Genomic DNA, 20,055 nt, shown 5'->3' on the forward strand with positions numbered 1-20,055 from the left:
GCGCGTGAATTCGAACAACCAGCGAGGACCAGACCTGCAGCGCACAGCGAGCTGCGGTTGCCGACGCCTCAGGCTCACTCTCTCGGGCGAACCGCGCCGCGTCTATCTCTGCGCCTGCAGCGAATGCCGGCGCGCTACCGGCTCGGTCTTCGCCCATCGCGCCATCTTCCCGGAGAGCGCGATCGTCGCGACTCGCGGCGAGAGCTCCGTCTGGCGGCGTCGCAGCGATGCCGGCCGCTGGATCGAGCAGGTCTTCTGCCCGGGCTGCGGCGGCCTGGTCTTCATGCGGGCACAAGCAATGCCGGGCGCGATCTCGGTCTCGGTCGGCAGCTTCGCTGATCCCGGCTTTCCGCCGCCGGCCGCGATCCATAACCAGTCGCACCAGCCCGATTGGTATTGCCTTGCCGACAATGTCGCCAAGAACTGAAGCCCTCGGCTTCAGCCCGCCGCTTGTGCCTGCCGCCTTCCGCACGCTGGTCGAGACCTATGACGAGGAGGCCACGGCCGTCTGCGCCGAAGCGCTGCCTGGCGATCTGCATTGCCCTGCGGCAAGCCTTTGCTGCGACTGCGGCCCAAGTGCAACTCTGCCGAAAAGTTGAAACTGGGCCGCCACATGCGTGTTTGCCCGCGAATCGCCGTTGTCTAAAGAAGGGAGACAGGGGCTGATTCGATCAGGGTAACTCAGCATGCGTATCGCTACGCTTTGCCTATTGTCGCTCTTTTGCCTGTTGTCCGGCCTGACCATGGAAGTCCAGGCAGCCGACGCAGTCGCGCTGGCACCCGCCTTGCCCGCTCTGGCGCGGGATGTGTGGATTTCCGAGATTCGCGGCGGCGCCTATCTGCATGATCCGACCAGCCCCGAAAGCGGCTCCGTCGACCTCAATCTCGAAGTCCTCTCGATAAAGCCGTTCCTGCCGGCCGATCCGGTTCTGGCGCTGCTGGTTCCGCGCTTCCATCTCGGCGGCTCGCTCAACACGGCCGGCAAGACCAGCCATGTCTATGGCGGCCTGACCTGGGCCTTCGACATCACCCCGAAACTCTTCGTCGAGGGCGCCTTCGGCCTTGCCTTCCATCATGGCGACACCGGCCGCTATGTGCCGGTGGGCCACGCCGCGCTCGGCTGCACACCGCTCCTGCGCGAGGCCGGCTCGCTCGGCTATCGCCTCGACGCCAATTGGACGGTGATGGCGACGGTCGAGCATATGTCCAATGCCGGCCTCTGCAACGCCAATCGCGGCCTCACCAATTACGGCCTGAAGCTCGGTTATATTTTCTAGCCCGTTGCCGCTGCGCCCCGCGCCGTCGCGGCGCGCTCCTCCAGCAGCGCGCGTTCCTTGGCGTTGCGCGTCAAGGAGGCCGCGCGGTCGAAGGCCGCCGCCGCTTCGCCATGCCGGCCGAGCTTGGCCAGCAGATCCCCGTGCACGCTCGGCAGCAGATGGTACCCCCGCAGCGCCGGCTCGTCGGCCAGCGCCTCGACCAGCACCAGCCCCGCCGCCGGCCCCTCCGCCATCGAGACCGCGACGGCCCGGTTGAGCTCGACGATCGGCGACGGGTTTATCGCGGCGAGCACGGCATAGAGCGCAGCGATCCGGCGCCAATCCGTTTCCTCGGCCGTGCGCGCCCGGGCATGGCAGGCCGCCAACGCAGCCTGCAGCAGGTAAGGGCCGGGCGCAGCACCGGCGAGCCTCTGCGCCCGCTCCAGCGCCTTGAGCCCACGCCCGATCAAGAGCTGGTCCCAGCGGGCGCGATTCTGGTCGAGCAGCAGGATCGGCTCGCCATCGGGACCGAGGCGCGCCCGCAATCGCGAGGCCTGCAATTCCATCAGGGCGACGAGACCATGCACCTCCGGCTCCAGCGGCGCGCGCTCCGCCAGGATGCGGCCGAGCCGCATCGCCTCCTCGCACAGCGCCGGCCGGACCCAGTCATGGCCGGCGGTCGCGGCATAGCCCTCGTTGAAGATCAGATAGACCACCTCCAGAACCGACGCGAGGCGCTGCGCCAGTTCCACGCCATGGGGAACCTCGAAAGGCACGCGCGCATCGGCCAGTGCCTTCTTGGCGCGCACCAGGCGCTGCGCCATGGTCGGCTCCGGCACGAGGAAGGCGCGTGCGATCTCCTCCGTCGTCAGCCCGCCGAGCAGCCTCAGCGTCAAGGCAAGCCTGGCTTCCGTCGAGAGCACGGGATGGCAGGCGATGAAGATCAGGCGCAGCAGGTCGTCGCCGACCTCGTCGTCGAGCGCGGCGTCGAGGTCCGGCATCGCCAGCGCGTCGGTCTCGCTGTCGTGGCCGAGTTCCTCATGCTTGCGCTGAAGCAGCTTGTCGCGGCGCAGGGCATCGATGGCGCGATGCTTGGCCGCCTGCATCAGCCAGGCACCGGGATTGCGCGGAACACCGTCCTGCGGCCATTGCGCCAGCGCCGCGACCAGCGCGTCCTGCGCCAGCTCCTCGGCGCGCCCGATATCGCGGGTCAGGCGCACCAGACCCCCGATCAGCTTGGGGGCCTCGATCCTGAAGACCGTCTCGATAGCGCGGTGTGCATCGCTCGCCGACATGACGGGCGATACACACCATCAGCGGGCTCCTCTGGCAAGCGGCGTCAGCCGCCGGCAGGAGAGGATTCAGCTCTTGTCGCCGATCTCGGTCTTGAGGCGATCCCACGTCGCCGCGGTCTCCGGGGTCACGATCTCGCCGAAATCAGCCAGCTCGTAGAGCGGGCGGATTTCGATTTCGGAGGGACCGGGCATCGGATTGGGGCAGCGCTTGACCCATGCGATCGCCTCGTCGAGCGACTTGCATTCCCAGAGCCAGAAGCCCGCGACCAGCTCCTTGGTCTCGGCGAAGGGGCCGTCGACGACGGACCGCTTGGCGCCGTCGAACTGCACGCGTGCGCCCTTCGAGCTCGGCTGCAGGCCATCGCCTCCCTTCATGATGCCGGCTTTCACGAGTTCCTCGTTATAAGCCATCATCGCGTCGAGCAGCTCCTGGGTCGGCTGCGCGCCGGCTTCGCTGTCGGTCGTCGCCTTGACCATCACCATGAAACGCATCGGTTTTCTCCTTTGGGGCGGAAGCGGCGGAGGCGATGCCTCCCGCCATCCGGATTGAATGGGATTTTGGGTTTTCGACAGGTCAGCAGAGAGGTTTCTCAGCCCGCGTTTTTCTTGGCCTCGGCCCAGACGCGCTCTTCCTGCGCGCGCAGCTCGGGCGTGAATTCCGCACCGAAATCCTCCGCCTCGAAGATCTGGCGGATCTCGATCTCGGACGGTCCCGTCATCGGGTTGGGGCAGCGCTTGACCCATTCGATCGCCTCGTCCCAGGACTTGCACTGCCAGATCCAGAAGCCGGCGATCAGTTCCTTGGTCTCGGCGAAGGGCCCGTCGACGACGGCGCGCTTCTCGCCATCGAACCGGATGCGCGCGCCCTTGGTGCTCGGATGCAGCCCGTCGCCCGCCAGCATGATGCCGGCCTTCACCAGCTCCTCATTATAGGCGCCCATCGCGGCAAGCAGCTCCGTGCTCGGCATGAGACCGGCTTCGCTGTCCTTGGTAGCCTTGACGATGATCATGAAACGCATGTTGTCTCCTCTCGGTTTTCGATGAGGAGAGCAGATGTGCGCCGGTGACGCCACCGTCCATCCGCTCCCTGCCCTCACGTCGAACGGGCACGGGCAGGATCGACAACCCCGGCGAAAATATTTTGACGCGCCCTACACGGCCCCGAGGCTGAACGAACCGCCCTGCCCGTTCGCCAGCAGCGCTTCGGCAGTCTCGACGATCTCGGTGACGATCGTCGCGGCGGGCAAAACCTCGCGCACCAGCCCTGCCCCTTCACCGGCGATGACGGCGGCGATGTCGAAATCGCCCGCCTCGCGCGCCGCCTGATAGCGCGGCGCCTCGGTCCGGATATTCTGCATCAATGCGACCTCGCGCCCGCTCCAGCGCTCGACATGCGCATTCACCAGGCAGCGGCCGGTGAAGGGCGCAGGCCAGACATTCTGGCGCGAGATGTCGAAGATCAGCCCGCGAACCGTGTCGTCACCGGAGGCCGCGACGATGCGCTCCTTCGCCGCCGCATGGCCTGCTGCCTCCAGGCTGGCATAGAGCCGCGTGCCGAGGACGACGCCCTGGGCGCCCAGCATCAAGGCCGCCGCGAGCCCGCGCCCATCGGCCACGCCACCCGCCGCGACCACGATCGCGCGGTCAGCGACCGCATCGACGACCGCCGGCACCAGCGCGAAGGTGCCGCGCGATGCGCCGTGCCCGCCGGCTTCCGACCCTTGCGCCACGATGATGTCGGCCCCCTTCGCCACCGCGTCGCGCGCCATCTCGACCGACTGCACCTGGCAGATCAGGCGCGCTCCGGCAGCCTTGATCTTGTCGGCAAAAGGTTCAGGATCACCGAAGGAGAGCCAGACCGCGTCGGGCTTGGCAGCGAGCGTGAGGTCGAGCAGTTCCGGCTGCCTGGCCAGGCCCCAGGTGATGAAGCCGACGCCGAAACGAAAGGGCGACGCCTCGCGGGCCTCCACCAGCTTGGGAAGCTCCCTGCCTAGCCAGGCGGCATCGCCATAACCGCCGCCCAATATGCCGAAACCACCGGCCTCCGAGACCACGCGCGTCAGCCCAGCATCAGCTACGAGATCCATAGCTGCGAGCAGGATGGGATGCCTGACGCCTAGCATCCGGGTCAGAAGAGTCGTGATCGTCATGATATTGGTCCTCGCCGCAGGCTTCCGGTCGACAGCGACGCTAGATCATCCTATCGTTCTGTTTAAATGAATTATCAAGATTGTAGGCATCTGGAAATAAGAACGCCGATCGATGGATCTCAACGAACTGACCACTTTCACCGCCGTGGCGCGCTCCGGCGGCATCTCCGCGGCAGCGCGGGAAATCCATACGGTCCAGTCCAATGTCACGATGCGGATCAAGGCGCTCGAGGACGAGATCGGTCTTGCACTGTTCGAGCGCCACAGCCGTGGCATGGCGCTGACGGAAGCCGGCCAGCGCCTGCTGCCCTATGCCGAGCGCGTGCTCTCGCTGCTGCGGGAGGCGAAGGTCGCGGCGCGCGACAATGCCGCCGAGCAGGGCGTGCTGCAGCTCGGCTCGATGGAGACGACCGCCGCGATCCGCCTGCCGCCGCTGCTGGCGGCGTTCCACCAGGCCTGCCCCGCCGTGCGCCTGAGCCTCCAGACCGGGCCGACCGCACAGCTCGTCGAGGGCGTCCTGCGCCGCGAGATCGACGGCGCCTTCGTGGCCGGCCCGATCCAGCATGACGAGATCGCGGCCCTGCCGGTCTTCGAGGAGATGCTGGGGCTGGTGACGCCGGCGGCGATCGACGATCTCGACGCCCTCAGGCGCAGCGCCTCGACCGGGCTGAGCGTACTGACCTTCCGCCCCGGCTGCTCCTATCGCCAGCGCCTGGAACAGGTGCTGGCGCGCCTCGGGCTGCCCTCCTATGCCCGGCTCGAATTCGGCACGCTGGACGGCATTCTCGGCTGCGTCGCCGCCGGCGTCGGCATCACCTTGCTGCCCAAGGCGGTGTTCATGCAGTCGGCCCAGCGCGACGCTCTGCGCTGGCACGCCATCGACGGCGATGAAGGCGCCGTGACGACGCTCTTCATCCGCCGCCGCGACGCCTATGAGAGCCGCGCCTTGCAGCGCTTCCTCGGCCTCATGCGACGAGAGCCGGATGATTTCAGACCGGATCATAAAGTGATCCGGTCTGAAATCTGAATCCGCCTCTCATCAAAGAGTGACAGCAGGATCAATGCGAAAAACCGGTTCCCACTTTTTCGCATCCTGCTCTAGCGCGGCAGCGCCTCCAGGAAGCGCGCCGGCTCACCCTGAGCTGGTGTGACGATCTCGCTCTCCCACATCACCTTCTGCCCGCGCACATAGGTGCCGACCGGCCAGCCGGTGACGGTAACGCCGTCATAGGGCGTCCAGCCACATTTCGAGGCGGCCCACTCATTGGTGATCGTCTCCCGGCGCTTGAGATCGACGATGGTGAGATCGGCGTCGTAGCCGGCGGCGATCCGGCCCTTGCCTTCGAGCCCGAAGATGCGCTGCGGGCCATGGCTCGAGAGATCGACGAAGCGCTCGAGCGTGAGCCTGCCGGCATTGACATGGTCGAGCATGATCGGAACCAGCGTCTGCACGCCCGGCATGCCGGAATGGCTGGCGGGATAGGCGTGGTGCTTCTCCTCATGGGTATGGGGCGCATGGTCGGAGCCGAGCACATCGACAATGCCCTGCTCCACGCCCCACCAGATGCGCTGGCGATGGCTGTCGTCGCGGATCGGCGGGTTCATCTGGGCATAGGTACCGAGCCGCTCATAGCAATCGGGCGCGACCAGCGTCAGGTGATTCGGCAGCACCTCGACGGTGGCGACATCCTTGTGGTCTTTCAGGAAGACCATCTCCTCGGCGGTCGAGATGTGCAGGATGTGGACGCGCGCGCCGGTCTCGCGCGCAATCCGCACCAGCCGCTGCGTGCAGGTCAGCGCCACCTCCGGCGAGCGCCAGACCGGGTGGCTCGACGGATCGCCCGCGACGCGCAGGCCCATGCGCTCGCGCAGCATGGTCTCGTCCTCGGAGTGGAAGGCGGCGCGCCGGCGCGTGCGCTTCAGGATCTCGGCGACGCCGTTGTCGTCCTCGACCAGGAGGTCGCCGGTCGAGGAACCCATGAACACCTTGATACCGGCGGCGCCGGGCAAGCGCTCCAGCTCGGCGACATGCTTGGCGTTCTCATGCGTGCCGCCGACCCAGAAGGCGAAGTCGCAATGCATGCGGTGGCGCCCGCGCCGGATCTTGTCGGCGAGCGCCGCCTCGTCCGTGGTCTGGGGAATGGTGTTGGGCATCTCGAAGACGGTGGTGACGCCGCCCAGCACGGCGGCACGCGAACCGGTCTCCAGATCCTCCTTGTGGTCGAGCCCCGGCTCGCGGAAATGCACCTGCGAGTCGATCACGCCGGGCAGGATATGCAGGCCGGTGCAATCGACGATCTCAGCCGCAGAGGCGCGGGAGAGATCGCCGAGCGCGACGATCTTGCCGCCGGTGATGCCGAGGTCGCGCGCGACGCGGCCATCCTGGTTCACCACAGTGCCGCCCTTGAGGATGACATCGTAGGTCTGCGGCATGGCTTGTCTCCGGGCAGTTGAGCAAAGGGCGGATGCGGCCTACCTATCCACAGACTCGCCATCTCGGAAGCGGAAACAGCTTTCGGGTGGCACAATGATCCCTTTCGGCGGACGAGCCCCGGTAGGGAATTCAGAACTGGAACGGCTGCCCATGTCCGCAACCCGATTGGTCGATCGCGGCGTCATCCGCGTCAGCGGCGAGGATGCCCGCGATTTCCTGCAGAACCTCGTGACCAACGATCTCGATCCGGTCACGCCGGAGCGAGCCGGCTACGGCGCGCTGCTGACACCGCAAGGCAAGATCATCTGCGACTTCTTCATCGTCGCGCTGTCACATGAGGATGGCGGCGGCTTCCTGCTCGACGTTCCGCTGCTCCAGGCCACTGATCTGATGAAACGCCTGAAACTCTACAAGCTGCGTGCCAAGGTCGCGCTCGACGATCTGAGCGAGGCCAGCGCCGTCATCGCCTCGACCGACGGCTCGCCCCTGCCGGAGGATTCGGGCCTCGTCTATGCCGATCCGCGCCTGCCCGCACTCGGCCAGCGCGCCATCACCGACCGCGCCGGTGTCGAGGAGATCGCAGCCGACGATACCGAGACCTATCATGCCAGGCGGATCGCCTTGGGCGTGCCCGATGGCGGCAGGGACTTCGCCTATGGCGACGCCTTCCCGCATGAAGCGCTGCTCGACCAGCTCGGCGGCGTCTCGTTCAAGAAGGGCTGCTATATCGGCCAGGAGGTCGTCTCGCGCATGCAGCATCGCGGCACGGCGCGCACCCGCATCGTGCCGGTGGTCTTCACCGAAGGGATCGTCTGCGAAACCGGGGCCGAGGCGACGGCCGGAACCAAGACGCTCGGGCGCATCGGCTCGGGCGCGAAGGGGCGCGGGCTTGCCATGCTCCGGCTCGACCGCGTCGCGGATGCGCTCTCCGAGGGCCTCACGCTCAATGGCGGCGGCCTCGCCTTCGTTCTGGCCAAACCCGATTTCATCCACTTCCCCTTCCCCGGCGAACCGGACTTCGGAGCAGCTGCATGAGCGGGCGCGCCGCCATCAAGGGGCCGGACGGGAAATTCCGCTGCGTCTGGCCGGGAACCGACCCGCTCTACCTCGCCTATCACGACACCGAATGGGGCGTGCCGGAATATGATTCCCGCGCCCTGTTCGAGAAGCTGATCCTCGACGGCTTCCAGGCCGGGCTCGCCTGGATCACCATCCTGCGCAAGCGCGACGCCTTCCGCGCCGGCTTCGCCAATTTCGAACCGGAGGCGATCGCCCGCTTCACCGAGGCCGATGTGCTGCGCCTGCTCGCCGACCCCGGCATCATCCGCCATCGCGGCAAGATCGAGGGCGCAATCAAGAGCGCGCGCGCCTATCTCGCCATCAGCGAGCGTGAGCCCTTCGCCGATTTCCTCTGGAAGCATCTCGACGGCCGGGTAACGCAGAACGCCTTCCGCACCCATGAGGAGGTGCCGACGCAGACGGCTGTGTCCGTTGCGATGGGCAAGGAGCTCAAGGCCGCCGGCTTCACCTTCTGCGGCCCGACCATCGTCTACGCCTTCATGGAGGCTTGCGGGCTGGTCAACGACCATCTCACCGGCTGCTTTCGCTGGCAGGAATGCGCCGTGCTGGCGCGCGACGCTCGCCCAGTGGCCTGAGCATGGCCAAGCCCCCCGCTCCGCCGCGCGCCTGGCAGCGCATGCTGTCGGGTCGCCGGCTCGATCTGCTCGACCCTTCCCCGCTCGACATCGAGATCGAGGACATCGCTCACGGCCTCGCCCGCGTCGCCCGCTGGAACGGCCAGACGCACGGCGCCCATTCCTTCTCGGTGGCGCAGCACAGCCTGCTGGTCGAGGCGATCGCCAGCCATCTCAACCCCGACTGGTCAGACGCCTGGCGCTTGATGGCCTTGCTGCACGACGCGCCGGAATACGTCATCGGCGACATGATCTCGCCCTTCAAGGTGGTGATGGGCGACGCCTATAAGAGCGTGGAACTGCGGTTGCTGACCGCGATCCATCTGCGCTTCGCCTTGCCGGGTACGACGCCGGCCGTGCTCAAGCGCAAGACCAAGGAGGCCGATATGGTCGCCGCCTTCTTCGAGGCGACGGAGCTTGCCGGTTTCGCGCGGGAGGAGGCGCTACGCTTCTTCGGCCGGCCCCAGGCGCTGCCGCGCGCGGTCATGGCCTGGCTCGACCCGCTCGACACCGAAACCGCCCAGGCCCGCTTCCTCGCGCGCTTTGCGGAGCTCTCCGGCGCCTGACCCCATTCACATCGAGAGATAGGCCTTGGTCACGATGCGCTGGAACAAGGCGTTCATCGCCTCCGCGATGCCCTGGCTCGGGCTGACCTCGAAATAGAGGCCGGGCGAAGCGCAAGCCTGCATATTGGTCGGGATCTTGGCCGAGAACGGTTTGATCCAATCATTGTACCAATCGTTCGTCGGCAGAGGCAGGTAGGTCGTGTAGAGCACCGCGATCTTGATGCCGCGATCCTTGATCGTCTTGCAGAAGCTGGTGTTGATCGGCTCCTGGCAGCGTGTCGTGCCAGATTTTTTCTGGGAGCATTTGGTGGAACTGGCAGAACTGGAATTGGCATAATCGGCGACGCCATCGGAGACGAAATAGAGCACCTTCTGCGGCAGGGACGCGCTCGATCCGTCGCCCGGATTGCTGATCACCGCGTTCATGCTCGTCAGCGTCGTGTTGAAATCGGTGCACTGGTCGCTATCGAAATTCGCATAGGGGATCGTCATCAGATCGATGGCGGATGCCGCGCTCTTGGCGGCGGTGAGATCGGAGGTGATCGACTGGATCGTCGTCAGCGTCTTGCCATTGCAGGAGGCCCCCATGGTGTAGGCCGCCATGCGGTACTGACCGGTCAGCGTCGCGGTCGATTTGGCCGTGTCCATCAATTGCTGCGAGGCCGTACGCACCACGTCGATGCGCATCTGGACGCCGAGTGACTTGGCGAGCGTGTAGTAGTCGCTGGTCGCCTTATCCATCTGATGGCAGGCGAAGGCGCATTTGTCCGAGGTCTTGGCCACCATCACTTTGATATCGTCATCCGTCGCCGCGACGCCCATCGAGGGCGAATTGTCGAGCAGCAGGAAGAAATCGATGAAGGGCGCGCGTGCTCCTGCGGCGCTCGATGTACCCGAGACCACGACCTTGGCCTGGCCGACGAAGCTGGCGAAATGGGTCGGGTAATTCGCGCTGTAGACGACCTTGGCCGAACGGCTCAGCCCGACATTGGTGATCTCGACCGTCCGGCTCGCCAGCATGCTCTTGTAGCTGACGGCATTGGCGTCGAAGATCTTCTCCGCATCGGCCTTGGAATCGGCGATCGATTTCAGCATCGCCGCTTGCGAGACGGCCGCGAGCGCAGCCGAGTCGGCCGCCGCATTGAGCTGGATCCTGACGTTCGCCGCCTGGGTGTAGTCGATCACCCCGCCCGCCAGCGCGAGGATCGGCACGAGCGCGAACGCAAACAGCATAAGCACATTGCCGCTTCGGTCGGACCGAAACGATCGCACAGCCCGACGCAAGGCCCCGATCCGCATCATCGACTTGGCATCCCATAACCCAAAAGCCGCATTCGGCCCAGAAAGCGATGGGGTCTGGAACTTACGAATTCATAAAATCGACTACCGGAACTGGCCCCTATCTCGGAAATGCAGTGAAGAAATCGTTGGATATACAACTATAAAGAGTATTTTTGGAGTTATACAATCGAAATAGATCGAGAACTTTCGGAGACACGGCCCTCATCCTGAGCAGCGCCCCGCCGTCAACCCGCGATCACATCGTCAGGCGCACCGCGCTGATCTCGCTGGCGATCTGCTTGAAGATCGGGCTGAGCTGCGCGGCATCGGTCACTTCGAAATACTTGCCGGCGTCGGACGCGCAGGCCTTGAGCAGGTCCCGGTTCCCATCCATGACGCGAACCGTATAGACGACGATTCCCGCAGCCTGGGCATTGGCGCAGGCGAGCTTGGTGCGTGCATCGACACTCGGATTCGAGTTCCTGCCATCCCCCTCGGAGCGATTCTTGGTGTTGTCGCCATCGGTCAGCAGGAGCATGAACTTCTTCAGGCGCGGCGTGGTAAGCGGTTTTGCTTCCGTGAAGGGCGCGCCCGGACTCAGGGTCGCCATGCCCCAGGCGGCGCCGATCGTCACATTGGTCGCGCCAACCGGCGTCATCGCATTGATGCGCTGCGTCAAGGCGTCCCAATTGCTCGTCAACGGCATGATTTTCGCCTGGGTCGACGGGGAATACTCGTCGCAGAAATCGGCCGGATAGGCGCTCTCATTGGTGCCGCCGCCATCGCCGTCCTGCACGTCATAGCTCTTGTCGCGGTCGGCGACGCAGCCTTGCCAACTCCCCTTGCTGATCTTGGTCGTGGTGCACCAGCCCCAATTGCAGCTGTCCTGCGTCTGGTCCCAACGCAGCCAGGTCGCGTTCTTGTAGCTCGTGTCGAGAATGACCCGCGTCGAGAACGGCACAATCGAAATCCTGATCTGATCCGTCTCGGAGGTCGCGTCCTTCATGATCTTCAGGAGATCGAGCGAAGCGGTCCTCAGCGCCTCGATCTTGCCCGATGATGCCATCGAGCCGGTATTGTCGAGCACCAGAGCGAGCTCGATCGTGTTGGTTCCCCATGACGACTGGCTGTTGCTGCTGACCTGGATGGCGTCCTGGCCGATCAATTGCGTCAGGCTCGCCGTCAGGCTCGCCTTGGCGCTGATGTTGACCGTGCGGCCGGTGCGGTCGATAGCGATGGTGGCGGCGTTGAAACCCTTCGCGGCGTCGCCATGCAGGTTCGCGCGGATCCAGCTATTGATCCGTTCGCGCAATTGCGCGTCGCTCAGCTTCGCCGCGTCGCGCGCCGCCATCAGCGCGGCGGAATCGACCGCCGCGTTCAGCATCGTGCGCATCGTGGTGGCGCGGGAATAGTCGACCGCCGCGCCGACCAGCCCGAGGACCGGGATCATGGCGAGACCGAACAGCATCATGACATTGCCGGAGCGGTCTTTAGCAAAACCCGCCCAAAGTGAGATGAATCGCGTCACCCCGACCTTGATCCGCTCCATCGCCAGCCACCTCTCAACCTTGCGCCGCTTTCGGCCGGAAGAGCGATGGCGTCCAGGACCTTACGAATCGCTAAAATTGATCATAGGAACTCGGCTCTATCTCGCAGTTGCTGTGAATAACGTTGCGTAGCACAACTTATGCGAGAATATATAGAATTACACAACCAACTGACCTCTATCGCACATGTGCCTGAACCGACGCACGGCCGGAGTCATTATTTCCAAATCGAGAAAGGTGATCCGTCTCTTTTCCGGATTTCGAGAAAGACAACGCTGAGACATGATGCTGGCAGCATTCGCGCCGCAGGGAGAAGATCATGTCGCCAGCTCAAGCCAACGGCCTCAGCCTGCCCAAGGGCGTCGTCATCAAGGGCGCGCTCGGCCCGCGCTTCGATGAGATCCTCACGCCCGACGCGCTCGCCTTCGTCGCCGATCTGCAGCGCCGCTTCAACGAGACGCGCAAGCGCCTGCTCAGCCTGCGCGCCGAGCGCCAGAAGCGCTTCGACGCCGGCGAGACGCCCGACTTCCTGGCCGAGACCCGCCATATCCGCGAGGGCGACTGGCAGGTCGCGCCCATCCCCGCCGATCTGCAGGACCGCCGCGTCGAGATCACCGGTCCGGTCGACCGCAAGATGATCATCAACGCGCTCAATTCCGGCGCGAAGGTCTTCATGGCCGATTTCGAGGACGCCTCCTCGCCGGTCTGGGCCAATATGATCGAGGGCCAGCTCAATCTGAGGGATCGCTGGGCCGGCCAGATCGACTTCACCGATAAGACCACCGGCAAGGCCTACAAGCTCAAGGACAAGCCGGCCGTCCTGATCATCCGCCCGCGCGGCTGGCATCTGCCGGAAGCGCATATCGAGATCGACGGCGAGACGGCGTCAGGTTCGCTGGTCGATTTCGGCCTCTATGTCTTCCACAACGCCAAGGCCGCGCTCGCTGCCGGCTCGGGCCCCTACTTCTACCTGCCCAAGCTCGAGAGCCATCTCGAGGCCCGCCTCTGGAACGATGTTTTCGTCGCGGCCCAGAACGCGCTTGGCCTGAAGGTCGGAACGATCAAGGCGACCGTCCTGATCGAGACCCTGCCGGCGGCCTTCGAGATGGACGAGATCCTGTTCGAGCTGAGGGACCATATGGCGGGCCTGAACTGCGGCCGCTGGGACTACATCTTCTCCTTCATCAAGAAGCTCGCCCGCAACGCGGCCTATGTCCTGCCCGACCGTTCTCAGGTCGTGATGACCAAGGCCTTTCTGCGCGCCTATTCGCTGCTCCTGATCAAGACCTGCCATCGCCGCGGCGCCTTCGCCATGGGCGGCATGGCAGCCCAGATCCCGGTCAAGAACAATCCTGAGGCCAATGCCGCAGCCTTCGCCAAGGTCAAGGCCGACAAGGAGCGCGAGGCCGGCGACGGCCATGACGGCACCTGGGTCGCCCATCCCGACCTGGTCCCCGTCGCCATGGAGGTGTTCGACCGGCTGATGCCGCAGGCCAACCAGCTCGACAAGCTGCGCGAGGACGTTCAGGTCGGCCGCGAGAACCTGCTGGAAGTCCATCAGGGCACGCGCTCGGAAGAGGGCTTCCGCGAGAACATCCGCGTCGGCGTGCAATATCTCGAAGCCTGGCTGCGCGGCCGCGGCGCGGTGCCGATCTACAACATGATGGAAGACGCCGCGACCGCCGAGATCAGCCGCGCCCAGATCTGGCAGTTCGTGCAATACGGCGTCGAGGTCGATGGCGGCACGAAAGTCACCGCCGATCTGTTCAAGCGCTGCCTCACGCAGGAGATGGAGCGCGTCAAGGGCGAGCTGGGAGCCGACGCCTACGACAAGGGCCGCTTCCCCGAGGCGATCGCGCTGTTCTCGCAGCTCTCGCTCGCGCCGGAATTCGAGGAATTCCTGACCGTCCCGGCTTATGGGAAGCTGTGAGAACCGCCGCCAAGAGATCGAAGCGCCGCTGCGAAGCGGCGCTTCGATTGATCATTCAGGTGCCTACCATCGGCCCTGCCCGATAGGCTCGTCCTTCGCCTTGCCCCGTTCCGACTGACTTCAGTCCATCCGGGCCAGGAGCTGCTCCAGCTCCAGGAGGAAACGCGGCCACCCGGCCTTGGCGCCCTGGTAGGCCTGCACCTGATCGGGCCTGAAGCCTGACTGCTCCATGCGCAGATGAGTTCCGCCGGGCGTCGGCGTCAGCGTCCAGGTGACGACACTCTCGAGGCCGTAAGCGCCCCAGCTATAGGACAGCGCCCTGTTCGGTTCGAGAGCCAGGACCTGACAGTCGACAGCGCCCCAATCGGCGCGAAGGCTGAAACGGTGGTCCATGACCGGCTTGAAATCGTTCTTCATCAGCCACTCCGCGATCAGTTGCGGCTGTGTGAGCGCTCGCCAGATCTTTTCCGGCGGATGAGAGAGCTCCCGTTCGACAACGACGGAGCGGATCTCGGTCAATGTTTCGGTCATTGGTCCATCCTCTTCAGTAAGTCTTCGAGATCGTCGAAACGGTCTTCCCAGAACCCGGCCATCTGGCTTGTCCAATCGATCAGCGGGGTCAGGGCGCCGGGCTGCGCGCAATAATGCGTCTGGCGACCTTGATGGCGGTCACGCACCAGCCCGGCCAGCTTCAGCAAGCCGAGATGCTTCGACACCGCCGGCTGCGAGACGCCGGCCTGGGCCGTCAGCGCCCCGACCGTCTGCTCGCCGTCACGGCACAGCCGCTCGAAGATGGCCCGCCGGGTCGGGTCGGCGAGCGTCCTGAAGAGCAAGTCGTGGCTGTCCGGCATCAAATCCATAACTCTCTGGTTATTGTTTAGATCAATAACCGGAGAGTTATGGATGAGTCAACCGGGGGCGCACGTGCCGTGATGGCCGCGTCAAGCTCGGGCTCGCCGCCGGCATCTTTGAAACCAGTGCCTCCTCGGCACGGCGATGGTCGGGGCCTTAAGGAAGAACGCCGAAGGCGGAGTGCCGCGGGGTGCGGACTGCTAAACCAACACTCCTCGCGGCGCTCCGCCAGCCCCTCACCAACCGCGGCGGAAACGCCGGCGGGGTTTTGGCGCGCGTCCCTTCTCCCCTCGGGGGAGAAGGTGGCAGCGTGTCCTGCCTGGATAGATTGGTGACAGACGAGCCCGGATAGAAGGGTGACAGTTTTTCCCTGGATAGTTGGGAGGGCTGGACCATGCCGTGGCGAGAGAGCTGTGCCATGGACGAACGGGTGCGTTTCATAGCCGACTGGCTGGCGGGCGACGTGTCGATGACCGAGCTTTGCGAGGTTTACGGGATCAGTCGCAAAGCTGGGTACAAGTGGCGGGCGCGCTATGAGGCTGAGGGCGCGTCGGGGCTTGCGAACCGGTCATCGGCGCCGCTTGCGCACGGGCTGGCGACGCCTGCGCCGTTGGTGGAGAAGATCCTGGACCTGCGACGGGCGCGGCCGAGCTGGGGTCCGCGCAAGATCGTGGCTAAGCTTGAGCAGCTGCATCCGGACTTGTCCTGGCCATCGCATTCGACGGCGCACGAGATCCTCAAGCGCCAGGGCCTGATATCGGGCCGCCGCCTCCGACGCCGTCCCCCGCCCCGGCTGGGCGCGCTGACCACACCCGAGCGGCCGAACCACGTCTGGGCTGTGGACCACAAGGGTTGGGTCACCCTGGGCGACGGCGAGCGCTGCGAGCCGCTGACCCTGGCCGACAGCTACAGCCGCTTCGTCCTGGCGGTCTCGGCGGGCGACGGCGTCCACACCGCCCAGGCCAAGCCGGTCATGCAACGCGCCTTCCAGGTCTATGGCCTGCCCGAGGTCATCCGTTCCGACAACGGCCCGCCCTTCGCCTCCACCAGCGCCTCCGGGCTCAGCGCCCTGTCGGCCTGGTGGATCAAGCTGGGCATCCAGCCCGAGCGCACCCGGCCCGGTTCTCCTCAGGAAAATGGCCGCCTCGAACGCTTCCATCTCACCCTGCTGGAAGCCATGCGGCCCGCTTCACTCAACCGCGCCGCCCAGGCTCAGCGCCTGGAAGCCTTCCGACGCGACTACAACCACGAACGGCCCCATCAGGCCCTTGGCCAGAAGCCCCCCGCCAGCTTCTACAATCCTTCGCCCCGGTCCATGCCCGACAAACTTCCCCAACCCGACTACCCGTCCGATCGAACCATCCGCAGGGTGCGTAGCAACGGCGAGATCAAGATCGAGGGCCGCCTCGTACAGATCTGCTCCGCCCTCAAAGGTGAGCCCGTAGCCCTCGAAGCGACAGAGCACGGCTGGTGCGTCTGGTTCTACAAACAACCCATCGGCCTCATCGACCACCAAGGCCAGAAACTGTCACCAATCTACCCAGGCTAAATTGTAACCAACCTATCCGCTGGACAAGCGCGTAGCGCTGACGGATGAGGGAAGGATGGCTCACCCAGTCGCAGAGCCCTCATCCGCCCCTGCCGGGGCACCTTCTCCCCCGAGGGGAGAAGGGAAGAAAACCGTCGTGCGTCCCAAACGCCCTCTCGATCTCGCATTGGTGATCGACAAGCACCCAGCTCCGCTTGTCGCCCCCGCCTCCCCCTCCTACTCTGACCGAAACCAGGATCAGGCTCCGGGAGGGGAGAGAGGCTGCTATGAACCCCGAGGGGAAACGGATCATGCAGCATCTGCGGCACTGCGCCCTGCTCGCGGGCGCCCTGTTCGCGACCTCGCCCGCTCTGGCCGAGGCGCTGCAGCCATTGCGTCGCATCGAGGCCACGAGCGACTTCGCCGGCAAGAAGCCCGGCAAGGCCGCCCATGATGTCAGCGGCATGGCCTGCATGCCGGCGCGCGAGGGTAAGCAGCGCTGCCTGCTGATCAATGACGAGAACACGGCCGCGCAATTCGCAACGCTGAATGACGGCGCCCTCACGCCCGGCGAGAATGTGCCGCTGCTTGGCGACGGGCCATCGCCAGCGACGCTCGGCGCTCCCCCCGCGGTGGCCTGCCCCGAACAGGGCAAGTTCCGCGATCTCGACGGCGAAAGCGTCGCATTTGCCGCGTCCTATTTCTATGTCGCCGGCTCGCATGGCTGCTCGCGCCATTCCGGTCAGTTCCGGCTTTCGGCCTTCCACCTCGCCCGCATCAAGGTCGACGCCAGTGGTCGAGCTGAAGGCGCGCCCGAATTGACCTATCGCCTGAGCGACCTGCTGCGCCGGGCAGGTACGGCTGGCGGCTTCTTCGGCCGGGACCTGAAGAGCGCCAACGGCATGAATGTCGAGGCGATCGCCGTTGCCGGAGACCGGCTCTGGGCCGGCCTGCGCGCGCCCTCGCTCGGCGGCAAGGCCTTCCTCGTCGGCGCGAGCCTCGCCGATCTCTTCGCCGTGGGGCACGGACCGGCGCGCGGCGAGCCCAGGCTCGTGGCCGTCCCGCTCGGAGGCCAGCGCGGCTTTCGCGATCTCGCGGCCCTTGGGGATGGCCGGCTGCTTGCTCTGGTCGGCCCGGCGCAGGAACAGGATCTGGACTATGCGGTGATGCTCATCGATCCGACGCGGCCCGAGGCGGTGCGGGAGCTGGGCAGGCTGCGCAGCCGCGACAGCGCCAAGGCCGAGGCACTCGTCATCACCGGCGAGGGCGCCGCCGGACTGACCATCCTGATCGGCTATGACGGCCCCCGGAACGGCAAGTTCGAGGAATACCGCCTGCCCCCGCCCTGACGATGAGAGCGCTTTTAAGCGAAGCGTTCGGCGGGATCGTCCGAATGCGAGGGCGCGATCTGGAGAATCGGCTAGACCGGACGCATGACCGCTCTATCCTTCCTCGACCGCCTGTCATCGATTGTCGCGCGCTATCGCAGCGAGGTCGCCTCCCCGCGCGAGCATCTGGCGCTGCTGCGCTGGCAGATCGCGCGCGGTGATGCGCTCGACGAGCGCGCGACCCTGCCCGGACATTTGACCACCAGCGCGATCGTGCTCTCGCCCGACCACGCCCAGGTGCTGCTGATCGACCATGTCGTGATCGGCCGCTGGCTCCAGCCCGGCGGCCATTACGAGCCGGCCGAGGCCTTCCATCATTCGGCGGTGCGCGAGGCGATCGAGGAGACCGGCGTCCAGGGGTTGGCGCTGCATCCCTGGCACCAGGGCGGCGACCTGCCCTTCGCCATCGACAGCCATGACGTGCCCGGCAAGCCTGCGCGCGGCGAGCCCGACCATGTCCATCACGACCTGCAATATCTCTTCCTCGCCGACCCGGCGCTGGCGCTCGTCGCCCAGATCGAGGAAGTCCACGCCGCAGCCTGGAAACCGGTGGCGGAGCTGGCTGCGATCGCACCCCGGGTCTATGCCCGGCTCGTCGCTATGACGCCACGCTGACGCAAACCGATGTTGCCGCAGCGCAACATGTCATCGCATTGCGCAACCCGGCGATCGCCGGCTCTCGCACAGTCGTTCCGGCTCAGGCATCCTGATTTTGCTGAAAAGTTGCGGATCATGTGTTGCAAATCATTCGCATTTGCATAAGGGTCTCTCACCTCAACCGGAACCCGTCCATGTCGCTCAGATCCGTCGCTCTCGCCTTGCTCGGCTCGGCCGCTGCCGCAACCGTCTCCCTCGCCGCCGACTTGCCCTCGCGCAAGGGTGCACCGGCGATTCCGGCCACCTTGTCCGCCTGCAGCGAGAGCGAGGGCATCCCGACCGACGCCTTCGGCTTCACCACCGGCTCGGATGTCGCGGATAAGGGCTCCTTCGGCCCGAGCCTGACCTATGGTGGCGGTTTCGGTGCCCGCGGCGGCTCGCTCAGCGGCCACAGCGCGCAGCTGCAGGGCTCCTACGGCCTGCTGCCCTGCCTCGAGGTCGGCCCCTATCTGCTCGGCGGCGTGGCCAACGCATCCTTCGGCGGCGTCAGCGCCGATGCAACGAACTACGGCGCCGGCGTCGAGATGAAATACAAGCTGCTAGGCCGCGACCTGCACGGCATCGGCCTGACCGTGGTGGTCGATCCCAGCGTCAACCGCACCGATATCGACGGCATCAGCCGCTTCACCGGCTACAACACCGGCATCCGGATTTTTGCCGACAAGGCGCTGATCCCAGGCAAGCTCTACGCCGCGCTCAACGTCTCGCACGACCTGACCTGGACGGGCCCCAGCCCCTATGGCCGCAGCTCGACGCTGACGCTGGGCGCCTCGCTCGCCTGGCAGGCCGTGGACGGCATCTATCTCAGCGGCGAAGTGCGCCATCAGCGCCGCTACAGCGATCTCGGATTCGGCACCGAAGCCGGCTACGCCACCTTCGCCGGCCCCGGCGTCTACTGGCAGGCGACCAAGCAGCTCGCGCTTTCCGCCGCCTACAACATCCAGGTCGCCGGCAAGGCCAAGGGCCAGCCCGGTGATCTCGACCTGACCAATTTCAGCCAGCATCTGGTCAAGGTGAAAGCGGCCTACAGCTTCTGAGCGATCGAGCCATTTCCATGCACGTCCTGAACGGCGGCCGCGACAACGCGGCCGCCGTTTTCATTTTAAGTCCGCTGGAGCGGCATTGACACGCTCGCCCGGGCCATATTAGCGTCCGACCATATACTCCACCCCAGTATCTCGGTCGCATGCCGCATACACCAGAAGAGAAGAAGCGCGCCATCGCCCGGTTGCGCCGGATCAGAGGGCAGGCCGATGCGCTCGTCCTCGCGGTCGAGCGCGGCGATGCGTGCGGCGCGCTGCTTCAGCAGCTCTCGGCGCTGCGCGGCGCGGCGACCGGGCTGATGGCCGAGGTCCTCGAAAGCCATCTGCGCGAAACCATGCTGGGAAGGACGAGCGGAAAGACCGCGCCGCAAGACGGCGAGGCGGAGATCGCGCAGATCATGCGCGCCATCCGTCCCTATCTGAAATAACTGCAA

21 protein-coding genes are annotated in these 20,055 nt (G+C 65.6%); 12 read left to right on the forward strand and 9 right to left on the reverse strand.

All coding sequences use genetic code 11. The features are described from left to right. Positions 1 to 4 precede the first annotated feature (4 nt). The gene (locus tag BHK69_RS27725) at positions 5 to 427 is read left to right on the forward strand and encodes a GFA family protein (RefSeq protein ID WP_083269723.1); all 423 of its coding nucleotides are present in this window, start codon (positions 5 to 7) and stop codon (positions 425 to 427) included. A gap of 259 nt (positions 428 to 686) precedes the next feature. After that, positions 687 to 1,277, forward strand: coding sequence for an acyloxyacyl hydrolase (locus BHK69_RS27730; RefSeq protein ID WP_069692922.1), 591 nt, complete (start codon positions 687 to 689; stop codon positions 1,275 to 1,277). Here the strand turns inward: BHK69_RS27730 and BHK69_RS27735 are convergent. From BHK69_RS27735 to BHK69_RS27750, 4 genes are all read right to left on the reverse strand, one after another. Beyond that, a complete protein-coding gene (locus tag BHK69_RS27735) occupies positions 1,274 to 2,551 on the reverse strand; it encodes an RNA polymerase sigma factor (RefSeq protein ID WP_069692923.1) in 1,278 nt (425 codons plus the stop codon). The genes BHK69_RS27730 and BHK69_RS27735 overlap by 4 nt on opposite strands. A 66-nt stretch (positions 2,552 to 2,617) precedes the next feature. After that, positions 2,618 to 3,043 carry a YciI family protein gene (locus BHK69_RS27740; protein ID WP_069692924.1) on the reverse strand — a complete coding sequence of 142 codons (426 nt, stop codon included), beginning with the start codon at positions 3,041 to 3,043 and terminating at the stop codon, positions 2,618 to 2,620. Between the two features lie 98 nt (positions 3,044 to 3,141). Next, entirely contained in the window at positions 3,142 to 3,570 is a 429-nt protein-coding gene (locus BHK69_RS27745) for a YciI family protein (RefSeq protein ID WP_069692925.1), read from the reverse strand. Positions 3,571 to 3,702: 132 nt separating this feature from the next. Then, positions 3,703 to 4,701 (reverse strand): NAD(P)H-dependent flavin oxidoreductase, encoded by a 999-nt coding sequence (locus BHK69_RS27750; protein WP_069692926.1) that lies wholly within the window; start codon positions 4,699 to 4,701, stop codon positions 3,703 to 3,705. A gap of 112 nt (positions 4,702 to 4,813) precedes the next feature. Here BHK69_RS27750 and BHK69_RS27755 point away from each other — a divergent pair, with 112 nt between their 5' ends. Continuing rightward, entirely contained in the window at positions 4,814 to 5,728 is a 915-nt protein-coding gene (locus BHK69_RS27755; protein WP_069692927.1) for a LysR family transcriptional regulator, read from the forward strand. Positions 5,729 to 5,799: 71 nt separating this feature from the next. Here the strand turns inward: BHK69_RS27755 and BHK69_RS27760 are convergent, their stop codons facing one another. After that, entirely contained in the window at positions 5,800 to 7,134 is a 1,335-nt protein-coding gene (locus tag BHK69_RS27760; protein ID WP_069692928.1) for a dihydroorotase, read from the reverse strand. A 151-nt stretch (positions 7,135 to 7,285) separates the two neighbouring features. On the opposite strand from BHK69_RS27760, the gene ygfZ reads away from it, so the two are divergent. The 3 genes from ygfZ to BHK69_RS27775 are packed head-to-tail and all read left to right on the forward strand — an operon-like array spanning position 7,286 to position 9,395. Continuing rightward, entirely contained in the window at positions 7,286 to 8,170 is an 885-nt protein-coding gene (gene ygfZ / locus BHK69_RS27765; RefSeq protein WP_069692929.1) for a CAF17-like 4Fe-4S cluster assembly/insertion protein YgfZ, read from the forward strand. Beyond that, entirely contained in the window at positions 8,167 to 8,790 is a 624-nt protein-coding gene (locus tag BHK69_RS27770; RefSeq protein ID WP_069692930.1) for a DNA-3-methyladenine glycosylase I, read from the forward strand. Before ygfZ ends, BHK69_RS27770 begins: the two co-directional genes overlap by 4 nt. Before the next feature lie 2 nt (positions 8,791 to 8,792). Beyond that, complete coding sequence (locus BHK69_RS27775; RefSeq protein ID WP_069692931.1) at positions 8,793 to 9,395, forward strand: YfbR-like 5'-deoxynucleotidase; 603 nt, start codon at positions 8,793 to 8,795, stop codon at positions 9,393 to 9,395. Between the two features lie 6 nt (positions 9,396 to 9,401). Here BHK69_RS27775 and BHK69_RS27780 read toward each other — a convergent pair whose 3' ends face one another. Together BHK69_RS27780 and BHK69_RS27785 are read right to left on the reverse strand one after the other, a co-directional pair. Beyond that, positions 9,402 to 10,628: a pilus assembly protein TadG-related protein gene (locus BHK69_RS27780; protein WP_244548347.1), complete on the reverse strand. Its 1,227-nt coding sequence runs from the start codon at positions 10,626 to 10,628 to the stop codon at positions 9,402 to 9,404. Positions 10,629 to 10,932: 304 nt separating this feature from the next. Beyond that, positions 10,933 to 12,225, reverse strand: a complete 1,293-nt coding sequence (locus tag BHK69_RS27785; RefSeq protein ID WP_069692932.1) for a vWA domain-containing protein — start codon at positions 12,223 to 12,225, stop codon at positions 10,933 to 10,935. A 317-nt stretch (positions 12,226 to 12,542) separates the two neighbouring features. On the opposite strand from BHK69_RS27785, the gene aceB reads away from it, so the two are divergent. Next, positions 12,543 to 14,153, forward strand: coding sequence for a malate synthase A (gene aceB, locus BHK69_RS27790; protein ID WP_069692933.1), 1,611 nt, complete (start codon positions 12,543 to 12,545; stop codon positions 14,151 to 14,153). Between the two features lie 120 nt (positions 14,154 to 14,273). Here aceB and BHK69_RS27795 read toward each other — a convergent pair whose 3' ends face one another. Next, positions 14,274 to 14,684, reverse strand: coding sequence for an SRPBCC family protein (locus BHK69_RS27795; RefSeq protein WP_069692934.1), 411 nt, complete (start codon positions 14,682 to 14,684; stop codon positions 14,274 to 14,276). Next, on the reverse strand, positions 14,681 to 15,004 hold the full coding sequence (locus tag BHK69_RS27800) for an ArsR/SmtB family transcription factor (RefSeq protein ID WP_069694023.1): 324 nt from the start codon (positions 15,002 to 15,004) through the stop codon (positions 14,681 to 14,683). The genes BHK69_RS27795 and BHK69_RS27800 overlap by 4 nt, the downstream gene beginning before the upstream one ends. A 419-nt stretch (positions 15,005 to 15,423) precedes the next feature. On the opposite strand from BHK69_RS27800, the gene BHK69_RS27805 reads away from it, so the two are divergent. From BHK69_RS27805 to BHK69_RS27825, 5 genes are all read left to right on the forward strand, one after another. Beyond that, complete coding sequence (locus BHK69_RS27805) at positions 15,424 to 16,554, forward strand: IS481 family transposase (protein WP_199578988.1); 1,131 nt, start codon at positions 15,424 to 15,426, stop codon at positions 16,552 to 16,554. Positions 16,555 to 16,844: 290 nt separating this feature from the next. Beyond that, positions 16,845 to 17,882 carry a DUF3616 domain-containing protein gene (locus BHK69_RS27810; protein ID WP_083269919.1) on the forward strand — a complete coding sequence of 346 codons (1,038 nt, stop codon included), beginning with the start codon at positions 16,845 to 16,847 and terminating at the stop codon, positions 17,880 to 17,882. Positions 17,883 to 17,966: 84 nt separating this feature from the next. Then, the gene (locus BHK69_RS27815) at positions 17,967 to 18,536 is read left to right on the forward strand and encodes an NUDIX hydrolase (RefSeq protein WP_069692935.1); all 570 of its coding nucleotides are present in this window, start codon (positions 17,967 to 17,969) and stop codon (positions 18,534 to 18,536) included. 176 nt (positions 18,537 to 18,712) lie between these two features. Then, on the forward strand, positions 18,713 to 19,615 hold the full coding sequence (locus BHK69_RS27820; RefSeq protein ID WP_069692936.1) for a DUF6662 family protein: 903 nt from the start codon (positions 18,713 to 18,715) through the stop codon (positions 19,613 to 19,615). A 149-nt stretch (positions 19,616 to 19,764) separates the two neighbouring features. After that, positions 19,765 to 20,049, forward strand: coding sequence for a metal-sensing transcriptional repressor (locus tag BHK69_RS27825; RefSeq protein ID WP_069692937.1), 285 nt, complete (start codon positions 19,765 to 19,767; stop codon positions 20,047 to 20,049). The last annotated feature ends 6 nt before the right edge of the window (positions 20,050 to 20,055 follow it).

This window comes from Bosea vaviloviae (assembly GCF_001741865.1).
Classification (GTDB): domain Bacteria; phylum Pseudomonadota; class Alphaproteobacteria; order Rhizobiales; family Beijerinckiaceae; genus Allobosea; species Allobosea vaviloviae.